This is a genomic window from Paenibacillus sp. J31R122 (genome assembly GCF_056269185.1).
In genome coordinates, this window is the sequence record NZ_JBWDNM010000013.1 from 177515 (window position 1) to 198328 (window position 20814).

Annotated in this window: 19 protein-coding genes; 12 read left to right on the forward strand and 7 right to left on the reverse strand. The window is 43.4% G+C overall.

All coding sequences use genetic code 11. The features are described from left to right. The first annotated feature begins 583 nt into the window (after positions 1-583). The 3 genes from AC0YN7_RS21140 to AC0YN7_RS21150 all read left to right on the forward strand — a co-directional run bounded on the left by AC0YN7_RS21140 (position 584) and on the right by AC0YN7_RS21150 (position 2899). Entirely contained in the window at positions 584-1606 is a 1023-nt protein-coding gene (locus tag AC0YN7_RS21140) for a DUF2332 domain-containing protein (RefSeq protein WP_475812014.1), read from the forward strand. A 241-nt stretch (positions 1607-1847) separates the two neighbouring features. After that, positions 1848-2294: an SMI1/KNR4 family protein gene (locus AC0YN7_RS21145; protein WP_475812015.1), complete on the forward strand. Its 447-nt coding sequence runs from the start codon at positions 1848-1850 to the stop codon at positions 2292-2294. Between the two features lie 188 nt (positions 2295-2482). After that, a complete protein-coding gene (locus tag AC0YN7_RS21150) occupies positions 2483-2899 on the forward strand; it encodes an immunity 22 family protein (protein WP_475812016.1) in 417 nt (138 codons plus the stop codon). 384 nt (positions 2900-3283) lie between these two features. Here the strand turns inward: AC0YN7_RS21150 and AC0YN7_RS21155 are convergent, their stop codons facing one another. Genes AC0YN7_RS21155 through AC0YN7_RS21165 form a run of 3 tightly spaced genes read right to left on the reverse strand, consistent with a single transcriptional unit; the run spans position 3284 to position 5225 of the window. Beyond that, positions 3284-3964 carry a hypothetical protein gene (locus tag AC0YN7_RS21155; protein WP_475812017.1) on the reverse strand — a complete coding sequence of 227 codons (681 nt, stop codon included), beginning with the start codon at positions 3962-3964 and terminating at the stop codon, positions 3284-3286. Then, complete coding sequence (locus tag AC0YN7_RS21160) at positions 3964-4857, reverse strand: ABC transporter ATP-binding protein (protein WP_475812018.1); 894 nt, start codon at positions 4855-4857, stop codon at positions 3964-3966. Before AC0YN7_RS21160 ends, AC0YN7_RS21155 begins: the two co-directional genes overlap by 1 nt. Beyond that, a complete protein-coding gene (locus AC0YN7_RS21165) occupies positions 4857-5225 on the reverse strand; it encodes a GntR family transcriptional regulator (protein WP_475812019.1) in 369 nt (122 codons plus the stop codon). Before AC0YN7_RS21165 ends, AC0YN7_RS21160 begins: the two co-directional genes overlap by 1 nt. Positions 5226-5950: 725 nt before the next feature. Here AC0YN7_RS21165 and AC0YN7_RS21170 point away from each other — a divergent pair. From AC0YN7_RS21170 to AC0YN7_RS21180, 3 genes are all read left to right on the forward strand, one after another. After that, entirely contained in the window at positions 5951-6412 is a 462-nt protein-coding gene (locus AC0YN7_RS21170) for a GNAT family N-acetyltransferase (RefSeq protein ID WP_475812020.1), read from the forward strand. Between the two features lie 43 nt (positions 6413-6455). Then, complete coding sequence (locus tag AC0YN7_RS21175; RefSeq protein ID WP_475812021.1) at positions 6456-7163, forward strand: class I SAM-dependent methyltransferase; 708 nt, start codon at positions 6456-6458, stop codon at positions 7161-7163. A gap of 223 nt (positions 7164-7386) precedes the next feature. Then, positions 7387-8166, forward strand: coding sequence for a class I SAM-dependent methyltransferase (locus AC0YN7_RS21180; RefSeq protein WP_475812022.1), 780 nt, complete (start codon positions 7387-7389; stop codon positions 8164-8166). 207 nt (positions 8167-8373) lie between these two features. On the opposite strand, the gene AC0YN7_RS21185 is transcribed toward AC0YN7_RS21180, so the two are convergent. Both AC0YN7_RS21185 and AC0YN7_RS21190 read right to left on the reverse strand, forming a co-directional pair. Beyond that, positions 8374-10785: a glycoside hydrolase family 38 N-terminal domain-containing protein gene (locus AC0YN7_RS21185; RefSeq protein ID WP_475812023.1), complete on the reverse strand. Its 2412-nt coding sequence runs from the start codon at positions 10783-10785 to the stop codon at positions 8374-8376. A 165-nt stretch (positions 10786-10950) separates the two neighbouring features. After that, positions 10951-11667: a GntR family transcriptional regulator gene (locus AC0YN7_RS21190; RefSeq protein ID WP_475812024.1), complete on the reverse strand. Its 717-nt coding sequence runs from the start codon at positions 11665-11667 to the stop codon at positions 10951-10953. Positions 11668-11769: 102 nt separating this feature from the next. Here AC0YN7_RS21190 and AC0YN7_RS21195 point away from each other — a divergent pair, with 102 nt between their 5' ends. From AC0YN7_RS21195 to AC0YN7_RS21215, 5 genes are all read left to right on the forward strand, one after another. Then, positions 11770-12231 (forward strand): UTRA domain-containing protein, encoded by a 462-nt coding sequence (locus tag AC0YN7_RS21195; protein WP_475812079.1) that lies wholly within the window; start codon positions 11770-11772, stop codon positions 12229-12231. Positions 12232-12495: 264 nt separating this feature from the next. Further along, a complete protein-coding gene (locus AC0YN7_RS21200) occupies positions 12496-12747 on the forward strand; it encodes a heterocycloanthracin/sonorensin family bacteriocin (protein WP_475812025.1) in 252 nt (83 codons plus the stop codon). Positions 12748-12916: 169 nt separating this feature from the next. Then, positions 12917-14869 (forward strand): putative thiazole-containing bacteriocin maturation protein, encoded by a 1953-nt coding sequence (locus AC0YN7_RS21205; RefSeq protein ID WP_475812026.1) that lies wholly within the window; start codon positions 12917-12919, stop codon positions 14867-14869. Next, positions 14866-16806, forward strand: coding sequence for a TOMM precursor leader peptide-binding protein (locus AC0YN7_RS21210; protein ID WP_475812027.1), 1941 nt, complete (start codon positions 14866-14868; stop codon positions 16804-16806). The genes AC0YN7_RS21205 and AC0YN7_RS21210 overlap by 4 nt, the downstream gene beginning before the upstream one ends. A gap of 59 nt (positions 16807-16865) precedes the next feature. Then, positions 16866-18443 carry a SagB family peptide dehydrogenase gene (locus AC0YN7_RS21215; RefSeq protein ID WP_475812028.1) on the forward strand — a complete coding sequence of 526 codons (1578 nt, stop codon included), beginning with the start codon at positions 16866-16868 and terminating at the stop codon, positions 18441-18443. A gap of 91 nt (positions 18444-18534) precedes the next feature. On the opposite strand, the gene AC0YN7_RS21220 is transcribed toward AC0YN7_RS21215, so the two are convergent. Together AC0YN7_RS21220 and AC0YN7_RS21225 are read right to left on the reverse strand one after the other, a co-directional pair. Next, positions 18535-19029 (reverse strand): hypothetical protein, encoded by a 495-nt coding sequence (locus AC0YN7_RS21220; protein WP_475812029.1) that lies wholly within the window; start codon positions 19027-19029, stop codon positions 18535-18537. Positions 19030-19053: 24 nt separating this feature from the next. Continuing rightward, a complete protein-coding gene (locus AC0YN7_RS21225) occupies positions 19054-19254 on the reverse strand; it encodes a hypothetical protein (protein WP_475812030.1) in 201 nt (66 codons plus the stop codon). Positions 19255-19622: 368 nt separating this feature from the next. Here AC0YN7_RS21225 and AC0YN7_RS21230 point away from each other — a divergent pair, with 368 nt between their 5' ends. After that, positions 19623-20768, forward strand: coding sequence for an MFS transporter (locus AC0YN7_RS21230; RefSeq protein ID WP_475812031.1), 1146 nt, complete (start codon positions 19623-19625; stop codon positions 20766-20768). Positions 20769-20814 lie beyond the last annotated feature (46 nt).

The following is a 20814-nucleotide window of genomic DNA, read 5'->3' on the forward strand; positions in this document are numbered from 1 at the left end:
GGCTTTTTTATAATTTGAAATTGTCATAGTGAAATCATCTGATATGGTTCTGTTCCGGTTAAAGAACAGAAAGGCAATACAAAATAAGGCTTATAACGGAAATCAGCGGCAGGCAGATCGTGAGGGAGGCTTACTCTTCATTTTTTTGATTGTTTGACTGTATTTCATTCAATAATAGTTATATCAAAACGATATATTTTGACCCAGACTGTATTTCGTACAGGCTAAATGTACGTTTTGTAGACAAAAAGACTCTAGCGTACTATTAGATTGTATCTTTTCCATTCAAACACATAGAAACATGGAAGTAGCAGGTGTTTGATTGTACGATATCCATTCTAAACGCCGATCCACTTAGATTCATTGAAATAGAACAGTGGTAACTAGATGTGTGGTAACTAGGTGTCCGTCCCGTCCCATATTAAATTTCAATTAGTACTTCCCCTAACGGTTATTCTTCAATAGGTTCACTCATATTTAAATATCGATAAGTATTTTTTATATAGTTTATAAAAGCCTTTGAATATTATTTATCGAGATGAAGTGATACAATTCCGGTAGATGGAAATGAGGAGGGATAGTATTGGATGTGAAAGTAATATCCGATCTCTTTAGGGTGTTTGCAGTCAGAGAGTGCAGAAACTCAAGCAACTTATACGAACACCTTTCAGTGAAAATCGCAGATGACGACGAATTACTTCAAATGGCATCTCATGTTGGGCAAGGCCAACCTGTCCCAAATCTATTTTTCGGAGCGGTCCATTACTTGTTATTGAAAGGGAAGAACCATGAATTAATAGAGTATTATGGTAGCATTGTAAGCAATGTGAGGGAGGCTACAATGTCATTTGCTTCTTTCAAAGATTTTTGTCTGCAACATGGGGATGATATTATTTCAATTTTAAAAAGTAAGCTTGTACAAACAAACGAGGTTAGACGATGCGCTTATCTATACCCATCATTTTGCTATATTTATGAAAAAACAAAAAAGCCATTAGCGTTAATTGAAATTGGAACTAGTGCGGGTTTGCAGCTTCTTTGGGATAAGTTTTGTTACTCTTATAACTCCAAAGAAGTATATGGGAATGCTCATTCCAAACTGTTAATCAAGTCGGAAATACATGGAGATAGACTACCATTTCTTCTTAAAAATAGCCCGCCAGTGACCAAAAGAATAGGAATTGATCTACATGTAAATGATCTAAATGACCCTGACGACTACCTTTGGTTAAAGTCATTGATATGGCCTGAGCATACTGACCGACTAGACAATTTTGAGATGGCTGCTAACTGTTTAAAAGAGCAAGCTTTGGAGTTAGTTGATGGGAACGGTGTGAAACTACTGACTGAAATCACAGCAACAATTCCTAAGGATTGTGTTATTTGTGTTTTTCACACACATGTAGCCAATCAAATACCTGAAGAAGATAAACATGAGTTAGTAGACTGTCTTCAAAAACTGGGTAAAACTAGAGATGTGTTTCACCTCTACAATAATATGTGGGATTTAAATCTCCATCTTGATTATTATCTTGATGGCAAGGAACATAAGGAAACGATTGCAGCAACTGATGGACATGGCCGTTGGTTTCAGTGGAAAATTTAATCTATTAAATCAGGAGATCATTGATTCGCCCGACATATGAACCTCGACATGATCCGGGAGAATGTATTGGGCTTGCCAATGCATTATACCCCATGAGCACGTCCCTACGAACCCCTGCTTTCAATGGAAGGATAAACGATAGTTGCGATGAGCCTGGTAGATCAGGAGCATCAATATGTGAAGCAGTTGTTCACAGCCATATTGGCATTGATGGACAAGCGCAAGTGAGGAGGACGACTTCATGTTGAAAGAAGAACTGATGAAACGGCTGCATCATTTTTTAGGCAAAGATGACAATGCCTCCCTCGTCGGTATACCTGCAAGTGCCGAACAAATTGCTGATGCGGAGCTCCGCTTGAATGTGACCATCCATGCGGATTATATCCAATTCATCAAGGCTTTCGGTGGAGCGTATGCAGGATTGCCCGTATACGCATTCTCTAATGGCTCCGTGATGGGAAATGAAACGATCGTCGAATTGACATTGGAGTTTAGACAACAGTTCATGGGGACCTCTGTTGGTGATCAACTGCAGGACAGTTATGTTATTTCGATGAACGGTTCCGGCGATCCCATCATGATCAATTCAAAAGGGGAAGTTCTCATCTGCTACCATGATTCGGGAGAGATGGACGTTGTGGCGAGTTCGTTCACTGAGCTCATTGAGGATAACTTCTATGAATGGTAGCAGCGGAACAGTCGATACGGGCGATAATTATACGGAAATATAACTATGGAGGTGCTGCCGATGCGGCCGGGGATAGTACTACTTATATTAGGGCTGCGGTCTGTTACGGTGATTTGTTATGGGAAACCAGACGTGATCATTTTGGTGTTTGTATCTCAAAAGCTGAACAACAGGGTAGGTGAGTCAAGATGAAACATATCGTAACGATATGGGGGGCCAACTTCTCATCCGAAGAAGAACTGGGAGGTTTTGTCGAGATCGTTTACGACGATGACGGAGATGCGCTTCCTTCCGCCTTTCTAGCAAGCACAGGGTGTTCCTGGATCGACGAAGATTTTCTTGAGCTGCATTTTTTCAACAATGAGGAAGAACGTATGGCATTTGTCGAGTATTTGCGGTATGAATATTCGCAGCACGAGCCGTTTGTTGAACAACTGCCGGCAACGATCGATGAAACCATCCGAGCTTATAATTCGATCATCCTCCTGTACGGCAACGATTCGCCTTACGGGGCCATAAACGATGAGATGTTTCAAATCGTAGAAGCAGGCTTCCCGACTGGTTCTTCGGCCGTTCTTCTTGCAAGCGTAGAGTACGAAAGCTGATAGAGAAATTAGGGATATTTTCAAGTGGAGGAGCTATGTCTGCGAAATATGTTTTTTTCGAAAGACAAGGAGGATGGCTTGAGATCCCTTTGCAAGTAGATAAATGCAAAATAGAGTGTGAGCGTTAGTCGATCACACTCTATTCCGAGTTGTTATCTATCAAAAGATTTAGCTCGTTTATTGCTGCTCATCCTGGTAGTACATGTAGATTTTCTAACTGTTGTCGTTCATTTTCTTCAACAAGTAAATAAATACCGTCGGTTGCTACTGTTTTAATGGTTTGTTCGTTAGCTTTAGTAGTTGTTACTTTGTAGCTTCCGCCTATCGACTCAATCATGGCGAATCGATCTGTTATTAGCGGGCACAATTATTTAAACTGAAGAATTATATCGTCGCTCGACGCAGCAGAAGGTAAGACACTAACGCGAATATTACGATGAAAGGAAGCATCCACAGAGCATAGTCAACAGCGGATTGTTCGCCCATCCAATGAAAGATAGAAGGATACCAATTTAGATAGTTAGCTAGGAATCCAAGGACTGTAGACACCATTAGCAGAAAGCCTGCGACGATAAACATGCCATTACGTCCTGTACGCTTTTGTATAGCAGCAATCATAATCCCTAAATAATACATGAACAACAAGATGACAAGAGGCACCGTGAATTGATTGATGAGAGGACCAGCACTGAGATACGGTAGATTAAAGAAATTAAGATCACTCCCCCATGCCCCCGTCCAACCTTCTATGAGACCGAGAAGAAAAAGTATAATGGCAGATCCAACGCTTGTTAGAATAATCATAGCCGAGGTTCCCAGATAATAATCCGTTCTGCTTACACTCATGCCAAGCGCGAACGGAAATGTCTGTGCCAATGTAATAATTCCCGCTACTAACATATAACAGTAGATCGAGGAAAGACCACCTGTTGTAAGAGGTTCATCAACAAAAAAGCTGATAACAAAATTAACAATAAAGCTCGAAAGCATAACCAGCCAAGGGACGAAAAACCACGACCACTTATCCCTGCTGTGCATTCTTATGACACTTACGACTCGGTTCATTAGACTTCAACCGCCTTTCTTTGTGTTTTTCCATTTGTCAGATAAATAATGAGCTGCTGTAGAGATACGGGGGTAAGCTCAAGTCCGAAAGCTTCTGCCTGTTTGCGTTCAATAGCATTCCAATGGCCCATCACGGTTGCTGATACCAGGTTACCAAAAGGTTCATGATGGATGACCTCCTTGTCTGCTGTGAAGGATTCAACTGCAGCTTTTGGTCCCATCAGGGTAAACGCCCGGTCACGAAGTGCCTCGGCATCCTCATCGATGATTAAGGTTCCGTTATCGATCACGATCACATGCTCCAAGAGGCGGCTTACTTCATCGATGAGGTGCGTGGAGAGAATGACTGTTCGTGGATGCAGCGAGTAATCCTCAATCAAGCGATCATAAAACAAACTGCGTGCTACCGCATCAAGCCCCAGGTATGGCTCATCGAATATTGTGAGCGGCGCTCGGCTCGCAAGACCAACAATAATGCCAACAGAGGAGAGCATCCCTCTGGAGAGCTTCTTCATTCTCCGTTTTAACGGAAGTCGAAAATCTTCTGCAAGCGAGAGCGCATAATCGTGATCCCAGTTGGGAAAGAGTGAAGCTGAAATTTTCAGCACATCAATAATACGATAGATATCAGGATATTTCTGGCTCTCCTTTATAAAACAAATCTGACTGAGTACGCGGTTATTTTCGTAGGGATTTTCTCCGAATACGCGAAGCTCTCCGCTTGTAGCGAACAGCTGGGCGGTAATCATATGCATGATCGTCGTCTTCCCTGCCCCGTTCCGGCCTAGCAAACCGTAGATTTTCCCTTCTTCAATGGAAAAACTGACATTGTTGATTGCCTGCACATCTCCATACGTCTTCATCAGCCCGTTCAACTCGACTATTTTACTCATTATGCATGGTCCCCTCTCCGGATCATATCCGTTAACTGTTCGGCCGAGATGCCAAGCTTCTTCGCTTCCCGCACCATCGTTACTACATACTCTTCAAAAAATTGTTCCTTCCGCTTCTCAATCACTTTCACACGAGCACCCTCTGACACAAACATGCCAATCCCTCGCTTTTTGTACAAAATTCCATCGTCAACAAGCATATTCACACCTTTCGCGGCAGTAGCCGGATTTATCTTGTAAAAGGCTGCAAACTGGTTCGTCGAAAGAACCTGCGATTCTTCGGGCAGTACACCCTCAATAATGTCATCTTCAATCCGTTCTGCAATCTGAACAAATATTGGTCGGCTATCGTCAATCAAAAATGCCATTTCTTCATCACCACCAAACTGGTTAACTACTCATGTAACTAACCATACAACTGAATAATGCTGCTGTCAACAGCATTTTACAAAAATAGGCTGTATTAGCTCTTTAATTTAGTTGTATGCAAGACTTCGAATATAAGTAGGATAACAAGATAGTACAATGACGAAAGGCAGCGCTTCGCAACGTTAATGGGCCTTGTATCATGAAGTTTTAGTTTCATTATTACCGAAATATAGTAAAATTGAATGGGCAATGGAAGCAATGTTCTATTTTTAAAGAATCAAAAGGGATGGTTAATTTGAATGGAAATTGTGCAATCAAACACCTGTTACTTCCTTGTTTCTATGTGTTTGAATGGAAAATGTACAATCTAATAGGAAACTAGACACTCATTGTCCGCAGAATTGATGATTAGATTGTATGAAATACAGTCTAGGTTGAAAACGTCGTTTTGAATGTAGATCTGATTGTATGAAATACAGTCAAAGCAACAATTGAAATTCGACTAATGGGATGGGCATTAATATGATCGCTGTAAAGCTTACTGACATTAACTAACGGGGGTTTCGACATTGAAACAATTAAAAAGCAGGGCAGTCGTTATCTTAATTCTAATTGCCTGTTGTATTCCATTTATATTATTTTGGTTGTTGTATCAGCTTCTTAGCTCACCAATGGTACCGTGATGAGAAAATTTCTTAGTTAACAAATAAGAAGGAGTGGACCTATGGTAAATGTTCGATTAGCGACATTAGATGATGTGGATGAACTTGTTCAAATGCGCTGGGACTTCTCGGAAGAGGACTATAACAATAATGAAGCTAGATTTGAGGATTTTTACCAAATTTGTAGTGATTTTTTGATAACAGCAATTAATAAAGGTGATTGGCTCATTTGGGTAGCAGAAGTTGATAATAAAATAGTCTCACATATGTACCTGCAATTAATACATAAGGTACCCAGACCCGGAAAATCTCCCGACCCTTATTACGGTTATGTGACCAATGTCTACACTCGTCCTGCTTTTAGAAGTCAAGGTATCGGCAGCAACATTCATAATGCTATGGAAAATTGGTCAAAAGAGAATAATGTCGAGTTTCTTATCCTTTGGCCAAGTAGTGATAGTGTGCGGTTTTACTCAAGAAATGGCTTCTCTCGAAGTGAAGAAGCTATGGAAAAGCATTGGTGATCATGGGAGAAGATAGAACAGTGGAACGTAAGGGGAATTGATTATGAATAAAATTGATTACATTCGTGATGAAGAGAAAAGGTATCATGAACACTGCTATGATCATTATAAATTGTTTGAGGAAGGTTCGTGGTTACATAAGCCTGTAAAAACGGTGATGGATTCATTTGCTTATTTAGACGGTAAAGATGAACTAATGATACTCGATTTAGGATGTGGTGTTGGAAGAAACAGTATTCCAATGGCGGAAAAACTAATAGATATAAAAGGCCAGATTATTTGCGTTGACCTATTAGAATCAGCTCTTTCAAAATTGGTTGATTATAGTAAAGAATACGGGGTAGAAAAATATATTAAGCCTGTTAGATGTGATATTGGAGAATACGATATTATCCCAAATCAATTTGACGTAATAATCGCAGTTTCAAGTCTTGAACATGTTAAGTCGAAAGAAACGCTAAATAAAGTCCTAGCAGATATGACTAATGGAACAAAAATAGATGGGATAAACTGCATCATAATGAACACTAACATCAAAGAAACAAATTTATTAACAAACCAAAGTCTAGAGCCATTAATTGAGGTTAATATGACTACTGACCAAGGTTGGGACTTGCTCAAACGTGTATATTGCGATTGGAAACAAATAAGTTGTCTGGTCAAGCCTTTAGAATTTGAAATTAAAAGAGACGGAAAACCCATATTACTAAGTAGTGATTGTATTACTTTAATGGTGAAGAAAATCAAGTAATGGGATATTTGGGATACCAGGCAGTAATGTTCATTATAATTAAATTATCCATTGTCCAGACAATACTTCCGCGTTACAGTGAATATAACCTAATAGAAAGTGAGTGATTATCTTGAGAAAAATTCAATCAACCGTTGGTAATAAAACTATTCTAGAGGTGCGGAAGGGATAATTACATATGTTATCCCTTCTAAAACGCAAATTACGGAGGGAAAACACATTTATGTCTTTTAGTAATTATGGAGAACTTTGTACTGAAGTATATGACCTGACCAAGAGAATAGGACATTCTTTTGGTGGAGATGTTGAATATTATCAAGACAAGCTTAAAGATTGCAAGGGGCGTATTCTCGAAGCAATGGTTGGTTCAGGACGTGTTATTATCCCACTTCTGGAAGCTGGTCTTACTGTTGATGGAGTGGACTATTCAGCCGAAATGTTGGCTTCTTGTCGAAAACGCTCTGACGAACGTGGACTGAATACGAACTTATATCAAGCAGACTTGCTGGAGCTTTCTTTGCCACATAAATATGAGGCTATCATAATTCCTGGCGGTTCATTTTTGTTAATTGAACAACGTGAAGCTTCGCTAAAGGTTCTCAATCGACTGTATGAACATCTGGAACCAGGTGGTCGTCTCATACTTGATTTATTTTTGCCGGAGAAGGATTTCGACAGATCTCATCTCAATAAGTGGGGTGGATCAGCAACCTATCACTTTCCCAATGGTGACATCATCACGATGGAAAGTAAATGTGTAGAAGCTGATATTTTCTTTCACCAGTATAGAGTCGACTATTTAAAGTATGAAAAATGGCATGAAGGAAAACTAATCCAAACTGAATTGCAACGTTTTGCGTTACGGTGGTATGGGGTAGAAGAATTCAGGTACATTTTGCAAAGCATCGGGTTTACAGAAGTAACCGTATGTGCGGATTTCGAGGATGGGAAACAACCTACTGACGGAAGTCAAAAATTCGTCTATCAGGCTGTGAAAAAATAAAGCTTGTGTATCCAAGCCAACGAGTCATAAGCCCACCCAGCACTTCTCCTACTATTATTTTCATTGTCAAAAAGTATAATCTTTGAAAAGGTATGACGATGTTCTACTTAAAAACCACTCCATTGTCAGGAGTGGTTTCGTCTTTATATACTGATGTAAACGTTATGGTCAAAATTTACTTTGTGCTTAGTTACATTGCGGTGCGTCCTATTGATAGGATTGGAATCCCAGTATAGAAGTATTCACAATTTTAGCCTGCTGCAGTACATCTTCAGCATTAGTGCTATCACTTAGCAGCAGTGTATAACGATATTGATGGAAACCGCCAAGATCCACTTTGAAATTGGTTTCCCAGAAGTTATTCATGATCCATGCATATACATGATCCAGATTATTGACCCCTGCTTCACCAGCAAGCTTTATCTCATGCGACTTGATGTCGCCCATCATGAGGAGAGGCGTGTCAGGTGTAGCTATTGCAAGGGAACCTTTAGAGGAACATAGGCACAGGCCATTTTGTACGGCATAGAAATCTGTACAGGTTCCAGGTATTTGGTCTATACGTGGACGCAGAACAGCTCCGGTTTTGTCGATCCACAATTGTTCATCGGATTCTCCTGTGGTGAAGGGAAGCGCCAGATATAAATTTTCAGGATTCCATACACTGTCCTTGTGGCAACGGAAGTCTACATCAATTCTCGGGATATCCTTGTAAGCTGTAACCAGAAGTGAGCACAATGAAGTTCCTTCTAGATCATAGTGTAATTCAATTCTGGAATAAACGTTTCCATCCTCCAGCACATTTACTCCCCGCAGCTTACCCTCATAACGACGAGTTGAAGTTGATTTACGGTTGCGTCCCATTAGGCGGCGTTCATCGCACTGCGTTGTAGTAACATCAGTTACTTCATATATAGGAGTAAAAGCTCGGTAAGGAGCATCGCTTTTTACTAATTCCTGGTTCCGTCGTTTATCCAACACCGAGTTAATTCCTTCGCCTTCGTTGTATTGGATGCGGAAAAATGAATTTTCCAGGTAATATTCGGATACCACACTACCTTTATCCAGTTGACGCTTAAAGGATGGAGAAAGGTCATTTACGCCATCAATACCTATTTGTTCAAAATGGCCAGAGGAAGACAGAAGTGGAGCTTCCGTGAAACGAATGGAATAGCGCTTCTTCTCGTGTGGCTCTAGAGTAGCCAAGATATTCAATGTTTTTCCACGTGAATAAGACCCAATTTGATATGGAACAGTCTGACCGGTTGTATCATCTACAACTTCAAAATGCGGGTTATAAATAACTTCCATTTCGGCTTGAATCACATCCGTCACCCGTGTATCGTGTGGGTTCATCGCGATCATAGATAGCTCGTTTTTAAAAGTGAATGGCGTCTCCCCATTAGCAAAGCTGATCTGGTCACAGGCGCGTGAAGCATACTCATTAGCTTTCTGTGCGTATAAACTTTTGCGCAAATCTAATTTATTTACCCCTGGATGCCACGGCTCGGAGACGGAAGAAGAATAGCCCCAAGTATGTTCAGCATAGAACATGAGATTGTAGCTTGCTTTATCGAGCAATTCTTTGCTGCAGAACTGGAATTCTGGATCGAGCTTATGGGCAATATCAAGCTTGCGGCTCGCTTCACGATAATGCTGTACTACAGTTGGGGTAGAACCTACACCATCTGCCCACCAGTCAGCCCAGTCGCCTGAGTAGGTTGGGATCTCTTCTTTGCTATTTCTTAATACTTCAAAAAACTCATCTAATGTGACCATTTCCAGTCGGATCTGGTCACCGTGAAGAGCGTTGTATTTATTGACAAACTCAATAATTTTTGTGTTGGGTGGCGCATTATCTGTCATTCTACCCGATATGCTCAGCGGAACGAATGGGTAAGGATGCTCTTCTTCTTGGAGCACTCGCACATAAGCTTCAATTCGCATTTCGGCTTTTGTGAATTTATCTACATTGGCAGAAGTGAAATTGTCGCGAATGCTATATTCGTATTCACCTACTTGCGTGATGCCAAGTTCATTTCCAACCAAATAATGTTCGCCGTTCCACACTAGCACTTTACTTCCTTTTGGTGACTGCCAGTAGAATGGTGTTTGCTTCTTAAATAGTGGATGATAGCCATGATGAGCATGGATGCAGGACATTAAGTTCTCGACTCCATGGTCTGCGAGCGCATCAGCATACCCCCAGCTATAGCCGTTAATATCAGCAGTCATGCCGGATTTCATAGAAATATTATAGTTTCGCATCGTCTCTACGTTACGGGCAAATGTATCACGAAGAACTCTTTCATCCACCAGTTCTGTAAGGTTTAAGTAATTTCCGGAGAGCCCGATCTCGCCAGAATTAATATATTTGATAAAATCATTGATTTCTTCTTGCGAAGAGTACTCCAAAAACTTCTCCACACACCAGAAGCTTTCGCAGTTCCATTTGAATCCAAGCCATTCTTCTTTTCCTTGATGTGCTGCATTTAGAATATGGATAGCTTCTTTAATAAAATGAACATGATGCATCTCAATTTTTTCCTGATAATCTGTGTATCCAATGTCAGTATGGCTGTGATGAATCAAATAGATCGTGAAAGTATGTTCTGACATAGTGTCCTCCTAGACGTCATTTTATTTAAATGTAATAACATAAGTATTGTAGCAACCTTCTAAACCGTTGTAAATTGCTATTTCGTATAGAATGATCTGCACACTAAATAAGAGCAATCTCAGGTTATTGAACCTTTAAGATTGCTCTATGATCAGAATATTATACTAGTTTGAAACTTTTATAATAAACTTATTGCGATCAGCGGGATAGAAGCTTTCTGAGTATTCAACTACTCGCCCATCAGCATCATAGCCGGTAGAAGAGATAAAGTGAGCCGCAGAATTCTCTTTTGCCTCAAGTAGACGTGCTGTTTTTCCATACAGCATCTTGATTTCCAATTCACGAATCACCTGAGTAACCGTGATACCATGTTTGTCTAATACTTCGTATAATGAAAAAGATTCAAGGTCATAATTCAACAAATCTGGTACAAGATCATAAGGAATAAATACGGTAGTCAGCACAACGGGTTTTTCTTCATTAGTAGGCTGCACATAACGTAGGCGTCGTAACAGAATAATTTTATCACTAGGAGAAATATTTAATTTAGCAGAAACTAAATTATTTTTAGTAATCACTTTAAAATCCAAAACGAAGGTTCGTGGAGTGAGTCCCTTACTCAACATTTCTTCATTGTAGCTTTCAATAAATTGTGAGGATTCTTGTGCAAGTTTGGGCTTGGTTACAAATGTACCTCGGCCTTTTACTCGCGTCAGGTATCCTTCGTTAACCAATTTGAGCATGGCTGTACGAACAGTAGGACGACTTACTTTGAATTGTGCACTTAGTTCTATTTCAGTAGGAAGCATATCGCCTTCCTTTAATTCATGGTTATTTATTTTTTTCATGATGCTCTCTATAATTTGGTCGTACAAAGGCATTGTGTATGCTCCTCTAAATGGCAATATGTCATTACATGTGATAGAATATCATCAAAAAAATGAAACGGCAATAACGTTAGGGGATAGATATTTTTGCATCAGATGAAAACGAAGGAAACATTGTATGTTCAGTGGCAGCGCCCGCTGATAAGCAGAGCGAATGAAGCTTTGGCCAATGAATTTGACATATCTGTTGGTTCAGAATTATGGAAAGTAAAAAGGTGTTTTCATACAGAAGGTAAAGAAGTAACACCAGTTTATACCGAAACCTATTTTGCTAAGCGACTGGCTATTACCGATAACCTGCCTCCAGAGAACTGCCTTTTAAATAGATATCTTAAAGAAATATTGAAATGTCGGTTTAAAGTTGCAAACACATCACTTTCTATCGTCACAGCCGATCAAGTGATTCATTCCATGATGCAATGTGGGTTGCATATACCACTTCTGCTTATGCAGCAGAGTATTCAGGATAACAAGGGTATGCTTTGTGTGCAATATTCCTATGTTAATACACAAGAGTGCAATTTGATATATGAATCTTCTGAACTGACATTACTGTAATAAATGAGTTATCGTAGCATCATTCGTAATTAGAGAGGCTGTCTTCAAGTTATGACCTTGGAGGCAGCCTCTTTGTCTGTATTCATATAGACTTAGTAATTCTGCATATAGGCGGATGCAGTAGTAACACTAGCGGAGGTAATTTCATACGTATATGTCATGAACAATCAACGGCATAGGCAAGTTTCAACTGCTCTAATGGCAAATATCCAATAATGTCAAAACCGTTGAAAGAATCATGATCACATAACGGAGGCTACAGCGATGAATGAGTTTAAAAACGATCTTCAAAATTTGAATATTGACCCTTACAAATCAAGTGGAATGACGCCAAACGCCGGTCAAGGCCAAGTTGATCCAAACAATGCACGGCTTTGCATCGGATTTTGCTTCGGATTTTGTATCGGTTTTTGTTCCTGCGGGGGCTGTGCAGGGTGCGGCAACTGCGTAAGGTGCGGAGGCTGTGCGCGCTGCGGAGGCTGCGCTCGTTGTGCTAGCTGCGCTCACTGCCGCTAATGCATTATAAATAATCAAGCGAATGGACCATTCAAAGCGCCCTTGTAAGCGATTCGGCTGACAAGGGCTTTTTTTCTGCAATAAAAATTGGCATGACGGACAAATAACTATACATACCTTTAAATAGTTACAACGTTTTATGTGAATTCATAATAAGGAGGAATGGCATTTGGATCCTTCTATGCGGCTTAAAGTAAGGGGTGACACTTTTTTTCTCCCGAGCTCTGACGGCAGCGTCTATTTTCGAAATAATATCGGATCGTTTCGTATGGAAGGCAGCACCATCGGTCAATGGATTGAAAAACTAATGCCAGTATTTAACGGCGAACATTCGATGCATGAACTGACGGATGGGTTGCCGGACCAATACCAAAGGCATGTCTATGAAATCGCAGAAGTGCTGCATGCCAACGGTTATGTCAGGGATGTAAGCCGGGACCTGCCGCATCAGCTGCAAGAGAGCGTACTGAAGAAATATGCATCTCAGATCGAATTTTTGGACAGCTTTGAAGGCTCGGGCGCGTACCGGTTTCAGCTCTATCGACAGTCAACCGTACTGGCCATCGGATCTGGCTCTTTTTTTGTTTCGCTAGTGAAATGTTTATTGGAGTCCGGTTTGCCTCGCATTCATATGCGGATTACGAATCCGGAAACGACGAATCGCAAGCGGATTTTGGAGCTGGAAGAGCATGCCCGTAGATCGGATCAAGAGGTTAAGGTGGACGAGATTGCTATTCTGACAAACGGAAACGTGGATTGGCGAACGGCTGTGCAGCCGTTTGATGCGGTATTGTTCGTGTCGGATGCTGACGGCGAGCCCGAGCTGCGGGTGCTGCAACAGATTTGCAAGGAAGAGAATAAGGTGCTGCTACCGGCGATGATGCTGAAGCAAGCGGGAATTGCAGGGCCACTCATCCATCCGGATTCGGAGGGGGGCTGGGAGTCCGCAAGGCGAAGGCTCCATCGTCAGGCTATTGACAAAGATCCGCGGCATCATGTTGTCTCTGCCGCGGCAGAAGCGATGCTTGCGAATGTCATCGTCTTCGAATGGCTCAAAACGGCAACCGAAGTTGCGGCATCAGCGCTAAAAAATAAATTGTTCCTGCTTGATTTGGAGACGCTGGAAGGGAATTGGCATCCATTTCTCCCCCACCCGCTTGCGAGCGGTCATCCTTCTATCAGCCGAATTGAACAATTGGAATTACTACTAGAAAGAGAGCCGAAAGAGAAGGCACAATCATCATTAATTGAATATTTCAGCCGATTAACATCAAGCGAAACCGGTATATTTCACGTATGGGAGGAAGGGGGATTGTGGCAGCTTCCGCTGTCCCAGTGCCGTGTGCAAACTGCTGACCCGCTGACGGATGGACCGGCCGACTTGCTGCCGGAAATCATCTGCAATGGCATCAATCATGAAGAAGCGCGTAGAGAAGCGGGGCTTGCCGGCATTGAAGCCTATGTATCGAGAATAGGCCATCGGCTTATAAGTCCAGCGAAAGAAGGGAAAGAAAGCTCTGACACCGCTCTCCATAGTGAATTTGTGGGCGTTGGAGCGGGGGAGTCGATCGCGGAAAGCATTTGCCGCGGATTGCAAAAATGCTTGACGGCAGCGCTTGTTCGGAAGCTTGAAGCACAAGAGCCAGCGGTACGTTTAGCACAGCTTGTCCAAAATGATGATGAGCGCAGCCGCTTTTATTTGAGTGCGCTAACGACCATGCAGGGTGAGCCGGCGATCGGTTTCGGCGAGGAAACATTCGGATTCCCGGTTGCATGGGTTCGCGCAAACGGCTGCTGGTATGGCGCGGTCGGCTTTAACAAAACGAGGGCGCTGCGTGGTGCATTGCAGTATGCTTTGCTAGAAATCCAAAATGGTGCTGCATGCACGACGGCGAATGCGATCAGCAGGTCTTCTGTAAATGTGACAAATGAGACTGCACTGAACGTAGCCATTCCGTCAACTGAACCAATCAAACATCACGAGACTTTGCAATCCGCTCTAGATCGATTAAAACGCATCCGCAAGCAACTAATTGTGTTTGATTTTACTACCGAGGCATTTTTGAAAGTGGAGCTGGCTGGCGCGTTCGGCGTACTGCTTCGGGAGGAGGAGGAAGCGTGAGCGTAATTTTGGCCGTTATAGGGGAGGGTCAGCTCGCAGACTTTGTATGCGGCGAATTAGCCGAAGACCATCAGTTGGTAAGGCAAAAGGATTTTTCAACCGAAGTGCCGGAGCTCACTGAGCTTGCACTTGTTTTACATGACGGTTATAACCCTTCAGACCATCAGCTCGCGGAAGAGATGTTTCAACGGTCCGGAGTACCTTGGCTGCGCGGATTTGTTTCATTCGGGGAGGGTGTAATCGGGCCGTTGGTCGTTCCGGGAACGGAGGGATGCTCCGGCTGCGCCGATCTCCGGCGCTTAATGGCGGGAAATGACCGTAAGGAAATGTGGGAAATTCAGCAGCACTACATGCATGGAGAGACCTCGCCCGATATCTGGTCATCTCCTATTGGGCTTTTGCACATGGCTCACGTTATTGCAGCCGAGGTTCGAAGAGTGCTTGCAGGCTCCGCTGCGCAAGCGGAAAATCGGTTAATGTTAATCCATCTGCAAACGCTGAACAGCTCGCTCCATTTCTTCTTGCCTGACCCGCTCTGTCCAATTTGCGGGCAAGTTACTGAAGATTCTGCGGAAGCATCGCGGATCATATTGCAACCAAGCCCAAAAGTGAGTGAAAACAGCTACCGCAGCCGTTCGATGACGGAACTGAAAGGACTACTAGCAGATGATTATCTGGACGCTCGGACGGGATTTTTGAACGGGAAAATGATCGACCTCTTGTCTCCATTCGCCGATGCGAGCATAAATTTGCCTTTGTTCTCGGGAGATGAGGGCTGCGCTGGGCGTACGCACTCCTATGCGGACAGTGAGATGACCGCCATTTTGGAAGGGTTGGAAAGATATTGCGGCATGTCGCCGCGCGGGAAGCAAACGGCAGTCCATGACAGCTACCGCAATTTGAAGGACCAGGCGCTAAATCCCGTTCTGGTTGGCGTACATGAGAAGGAAATGTATGAGCGGCCCGACTTCCCTTTCCGCCCGTTTGATCCCACCAGGCCAATAGATTGGGTGTGGGGGTACTCGTTTTTACAGGAGCGGCCGATTCTTGTGCCGGAGCTGCTCGCCTATTATAGTTCGGGATGCGGACACGGGTTCGTGTACGAAACTTCGAATGGCTGTGCATTAGGCGGCAGTCTGGAGGAAGCTATATTTTACGGCATAATGGAAGTGGTAGAACGCGATTCGTTCCTTATGACTTGGTATGCGCAGCTGCAGCTTTCACCTTTGGACCCTTATTCGGCCGGCGATCTCGAATTGAACCTAATGATTGAGCGCTTACGAGAGGTTGCCTTGTATGACGTTTATTTATTCAACTCTACGATGGAGCATGGCATTCCAAGTGTTTGGGTGATCGCCAAAAATAGGGCGGATAAGGGCGTTAACCTGATTTGCGCGGCAGGTGCCCATCCGGATCCGGTACGCGCTGCCAAAGGCGCGATCCACGAGCTATCGGGCATGATGCTGTCATTGAACGAGAAATTGGAGGAGAATCGGGAGCAGTACGAGCAAATGCTGCATGATCCGTTTCTCGTCCGGCAGATGGATGATCATTCAATGCTGTACAGCTTGAAGCAGTCGGAGGAACGGCTGCACTTTTTGCTCCAAAACGGCCGTCCTTGCCGCACGTTCGAGGAGGCGTTTAAGTCAAAGGGCAAGCATGCGGATTTAACCGATGATTTAAAAGACGTCCTTCACGTGTTACGCGAGTTAAACCTGGATGTGATCGTGGTGGACCAGACTACGCCTGAGACGCTGCGCAATGGCCTTCATTGCGTGAAGGTGCTGATTCCGGGCATGCTGCCTATGACGTTCGGACAACATCTGATTCGCTTGACAGGTTTGGAGCGGGTACTGCGGGTTCCTTCGGAGCTTGGATATGTGAAGAAGCCGCTCTCGCCAGAGCAGCTTAATGCTTACCCGCATCCGTTCCCATAAGTATAATTGGACGGCTCAATGTGGCGTTTCCCTATGCAAGCCTATTGGGAGGAGAAGGGATGAGTCTGAAAGTATTTCTGCACCAATTACAATTCGACCCTGATAAGGTGAAATCAAAAGATTGGGAGACCGATTGGGAAGATGCGCCGCTCCCGTATAAGCTTTACCGGGGCTTGCCGTTTTTTCCTCTCTGCGCCGAGGTTCCGCTCACGCTGGTAGGAGAGCGTGAAATGGCGAAGCCGAAGCTTAGGGAGCTTGGCCATTTTCTATGGTATACGTTCGGCCTTACGCAGCTTAGCCAATCCGTTTACGGCCCGGATGCGGGAGACGATTGGGGAAGCTCGCTACAGCTTTGCAGACGCTTTGTGCCATCAGGTGGCGGGCTGTATCCAAGTGAGCTTTATTTATATTTGAAGCTGGAGGAGCTGCCTTATGGCGTTTACCATTACGATGCGGCGCATCATCGATTGATTTTACTCCGCGAAGGCTCGTTTGACGATTACTTGAGCAAGGCGCTGGGGAACCGATGCGACCTATCCGCAGCTTTTGGCGTTGCTTTCGTGTCGACGATGTTTTGGAAAAATTACTTTAAATATAATCATTTTTGTTATCGTCTGCAGGGGCTGGATGCCGGTCTGTTAATGGGGCAGCTGCTGGAAACGGCAAAAAGGTTCGGCTTTGAGGCGGGAGTCTGTTTCCAATTTCTCGATCGTGCCGTTAATCGACTGCTCGGTTTATCCGAGCATGAAGAAAGCGCCTATGCGGTCATTCCGCTCTCGAATGAGCCGGGGTTTAATTGGTTTTCCAACGAGAAGAAGGGAGATGCCGTTACGGCGGCCGATTTGTGCGAGGAACTTGAGGAGCTGCAGCATGAGCATTATATGCGCTCACGGAGAGTGTTGGCATTTCCGATGCTCTTGAAGCTGAACGAAGCTTCCATGCTGGATTGTTCCGATTCATTTCAACCTATCGGAATCGAAAAGCAGGACTCTGATAACAGCGCTGCGTATAAGTTGCCGAGTGTAAATAGGCTGTCTTATGATTTGGCGTCGGTGCTTCAAGAGAGATATTCACCGGAAAATGAATTCATTTTGCTGCAGGTTAGCCAATCTAGTCTCGCTGCTTTATTGAATGAGGCTCTATTATCCTTTAAATACCGAAACGATTTGGACGGTAATCAGAATGGTCCAGCGTCCCGCATAACCTTGTTTGGCTCCTTTTACGGCGTTGAAGGCATCGCGAACGGCGCTTATCGTTATGATAGCTCGGCGCATGCCTTGCAGCTGCTTCGTGCGGGAGACCATAGGGGATGGCTTCAGTACGGGATGTCGTTGGACAACGTAAATTTGCATCAAGTGCCGCTTTGCTTCCATATTGCTGGCGATTTGAATTATCACCATGCGAAGCTCGGTTATCGCGGCTACCGGATCCAGCAAATGGAGGCAGGGATGCTTGTCCACCGGTTGCTGCTTGCGGCATCCGCTTCCCGTATGGGAGGACGACCGCTGCTCGGTTTCGATGCAAACGTAAGCGATGAACTCTATGGCATGGTTTCACGCGGACTAACGAGCCTGATTCAAATTCCGGTCGGTCACTGCCGGTCACGCTCTCGGCTTGAGGGGAGTTTGGCGCATTAGGGATCAAGTCAAAAACGGACAGATGGAATGTCGATGACATTCCATCTGTCCGTTTTGGTTTCTGCGTATTGTTAATAGGAGAGCTGCTCGCTTATCTTGGCTGGCCTTGTTGATCTTTGTCAGCCGGGTAACAGATAACAGGGTAGCAAATAGGATGATGCATATGATGCATATGATACATATGATGCGGATAAGCATAGGGATGAAACCATTCATGATGATAATCGAGTGATGTAAATTCCCATCCTTCATGGGGATGATGGTGATCATCAGGCATATGGGGATCCCATGACTCATGCATTGCAGGATGGAAGTCATGCATGGGATGGTAATGATCCATCGGGTGGAAGTCATGCATGGGATGATAATCGTGCATATGATGATAGTCGTCCATATGGTGGAAGTCGTGCATGTAATGGAAATCATGCATATGACTCAAATCCACGCAGCAATGGCAATGGGTTTTCGGAGCATTTTCGCTCTTGGCCGGCTTATTCATTTCCGCTTGATTAGGACTTATGGGATTTTGCTGGTAGTAATCCGGCATGGCAGCCGTTTGTTGCACATATGGCTGATTAGGAATCATGGTGTGCCTCCTTTTTATCATACTTTACAATATGCCTAAATCGATAAAAGGGCACTTATCCCTATAAATTGGGCTGACCTCTTTACTAAGCCCCTGTTTATAACTACCGATTGGTATTAATTCAACCAGAGGTTCTGCTTTGGTGTTGTAACGCTCCAATTCAATTTGAGCAATCGTATTTTTTTCAATGAGTTGATTTTGTCTCGCTTGCGGTTTAAACTTCATAGTAGAGCGTCCTCCTGAATGATGGAATTTTTAGGGCTATGACCCGTTGCGTACTTCCATCGTACCGAGGCGCTCGTTCTTTTGAAAAGCAAAAATTTAACGCTCTATAGGAATGCTAACGGAAACTATAGTTGAATAATACACATTGATGAGTAGGCGCTATGGTAGCCTTCTCTTTTTATTAAGCGGTTGAAGTCCAGTGAAAAGTCGCGCTCTGCGCGGTGAAGCAAATCTGCAGGCCGTAATAAAAATGAATCCTACTGCATCGTGAAAGAGAACCCGAAGGGGACAAGAGGGAGCCGAGCTACGACTGCCCCGGCGAACATGAAGGCACTGACAGAAGAAACACATGGAGGATAGATTTTTTTATGAGTATGTCAAATCTATTACGAGGCTTCAACTTTTTGTATTTTGCTCTACTGGCTATTTTCATTTCATTCCTTCCGGTCTATTTAGATGTACAGGGTCTAAGTCCGGCACAAATTGGCTTTATAATCGGTACGGGAGGTTTTATTACCCTGATCGCTCAACCTCTTTGGGGGATGATTAGCGATAAAACAAGGTCGAGCCGAAAAGTATTGCTGGTGCTATTACTGTTCTCAAGCCTAATAGGCTATTTGTTGTACGAGACCAGCAGCTATCCGCTGCTTATTTTATTTGCAATGCTACTTTACTTTTTTCTAATGCCAATCGATCCATTGACGGAAAGTCTGAATTTTACGATCTCCGAATCTTCAGGAATCAGCTATGGATCCATTCGTACCTATGGCGCTTTGGGTTATGCCGTAGCATCGCTTTTTACTGGTTATGTGATCTCTTATTACGGTGCACACAGCTTGGCTTATCTTTTTGCCCTCATAGGGCTCCTTAGTTTGGTTATAGGCTGGAAGATGCCTAATGCGCCTGTTACTGGAAAACCTGTTACGCTAAGCAGCCTTAAGCATTTTATAAGCAATAAAGAGACACTTTTGTTTTTGCTGCTGGTATTTATCTGTTCCGTTCCAGCGAGAATGAACGATACATACCTTGGAATTTACATTCGCGAGCTTGGTGGTAGTACCGAATTAGTAGGGCAGGCTTTTTTTCTGGCGGCAGGCAGTGAGATAATCGTTTTTGCCCTGAGTTTTTGGTGGATGCGTAAAGGGAAAGAGCTGCTTACGATTTCTTTTGCAGCCGTGTTTTATTTCCTTCGTTTTTTCATTTCAGCATGGATTACTGATCCTCATCTTTTGGCGTATTTGCAAATTTTACAGCTATTGACTTTTCCGATTTTTTACTCGGCAGCAATTCAATACTTGTATCGAATTGTACCAGCGGAATGGCGTGCTACGGGTCAAACGGTACTAGCATTGCTGTTTTTCGGAGTTTCAGGGATCTTGGCCTCCTATTTAGGAGGAGCCGTATATGAAACTTTCGGCGGTCAAACTCTTTATCTGTCCATATCTGCTATCTCTTTCCTGGGAATGCTGTTTGGCTTGCTGCTCTATCGTGTATATAGATTCCGATCCCACTAGTCTTAACAATTACTTTGGTATCTATATATCTTAGCTACAAATAAAC

Bases quoted from the DNA above. Each gene is read 5' to 3' on its own strand.
- AC0YN7_RS21145 (WP_475812015.1), top strand. From the start codon at position 1,848: ATGTTGAAAGAAGAACTGATGAAACGGCTGCATCATTTTTTAGGCAAA.
- AC0YN7_RS21150 (WP_475812016.1), top strand. From the start codon at position 2,483: ATGAAACATATCGTAACGATATGGGGGGCCAACTTCTCATCCGAAGAA.
- AC0YN7_RS21155 (WP_475812017.1), bottom strand. From the start codon at position 3,964: ATGAACCGAGTCGTAAGTGTCATAAGAATGCACAGCAGGGATAAGTGG.
- AC0YN7_RS21160 (WP_475812018.1), bottom strand. From the start codon at position 4,857: ATGAGTAAAATAGTCGAGTTGAACGGGCTGATGAAGACGTATGGAGAT.
- AC0YN7_RS21165 (WP_475812019.1), bottom strand. From the start codon at position 5,225: ATGGCATTTTTGATTGACGATAGCCGACCAATATTTGTTCAGATTGCA.
- AC0YN7_RS21170 (WP_475812020.1), top strand. From the start codon at position 5,951: ATGGTAAATGTTCGATTAGCGACATTAGATGATGTGGATGAACTTGTT.
- AC0YN7_RS21175 (WP_475812021.1), top strand. From the start codon at position 6,456: ATGAATAAAATTGATTACATTCGTGATGAAGAGAAAAGGTATCATGAA.
- AC0YN7_RS21180 (WP_475812022.1), top strand. From the start codon at position 7,387: ATGTCTTTTAGTAATTATGGAGAACTTTGTACTGAAGTATATGACCTG.
- AC0YN7_RS21185 (WP_475812023.1), bottom strand. From the start codon at position 10,785: ATGTCAGAACATACTTTCACGATCTATTTGATTCATCACAGCCATACT.
- AC0YN7_RS21190 (WP_475812024.1), bottom strand. From the start codon at position 11,667: ATGCCTTTGTACGACCAAATTATAGAGAGCATCATGAAAAAAATAAAT.
- AC0YN7_RS21195 (WP_475812079.1), top strand. From the start codon at position 11,770: ATGAAAACGAAGGAAACATTGTATGTTCAGTGGCAGCGCCCGCTGATA.
- AC0YN7_RS21200 (WP_475812025.1), top strand. From the start codon at position 12,496: ATGAATGAGTTTAAAAACGATCTTCAAAATTTGAATATTGACCCTTAC.
- AC0YN7_RS21215 (WP_475812028.1), top strand. From the start codon at position 16,866: ATGAGTCTGAAAGTATTTCTGCACCAATTACAATTCGACCCTGATAAG.
- AC0YN7_RS21220 (WP_475812029.1), bottom strand. From the start codon at position 19,029: ATGATTCCTAATCAGCCATATGTGCAACAAACGGCTGCCATGCCGGAT.
- AC0YN7_RS21225 (WP_475812030.1), bottom strand. From the start codon at position 19,254: ATGAAGTTTAAACCGCAAGCGAGACAAAATCAACTCATTGAAAAAAAT.
- AC0YN7_RS21230 (WP_475812031.1), top strand. From the start codon at position 19,623: ATGAGTATGTCAAATCTATTACGAGGCTTCAACTTTTTGTATTTTGCT.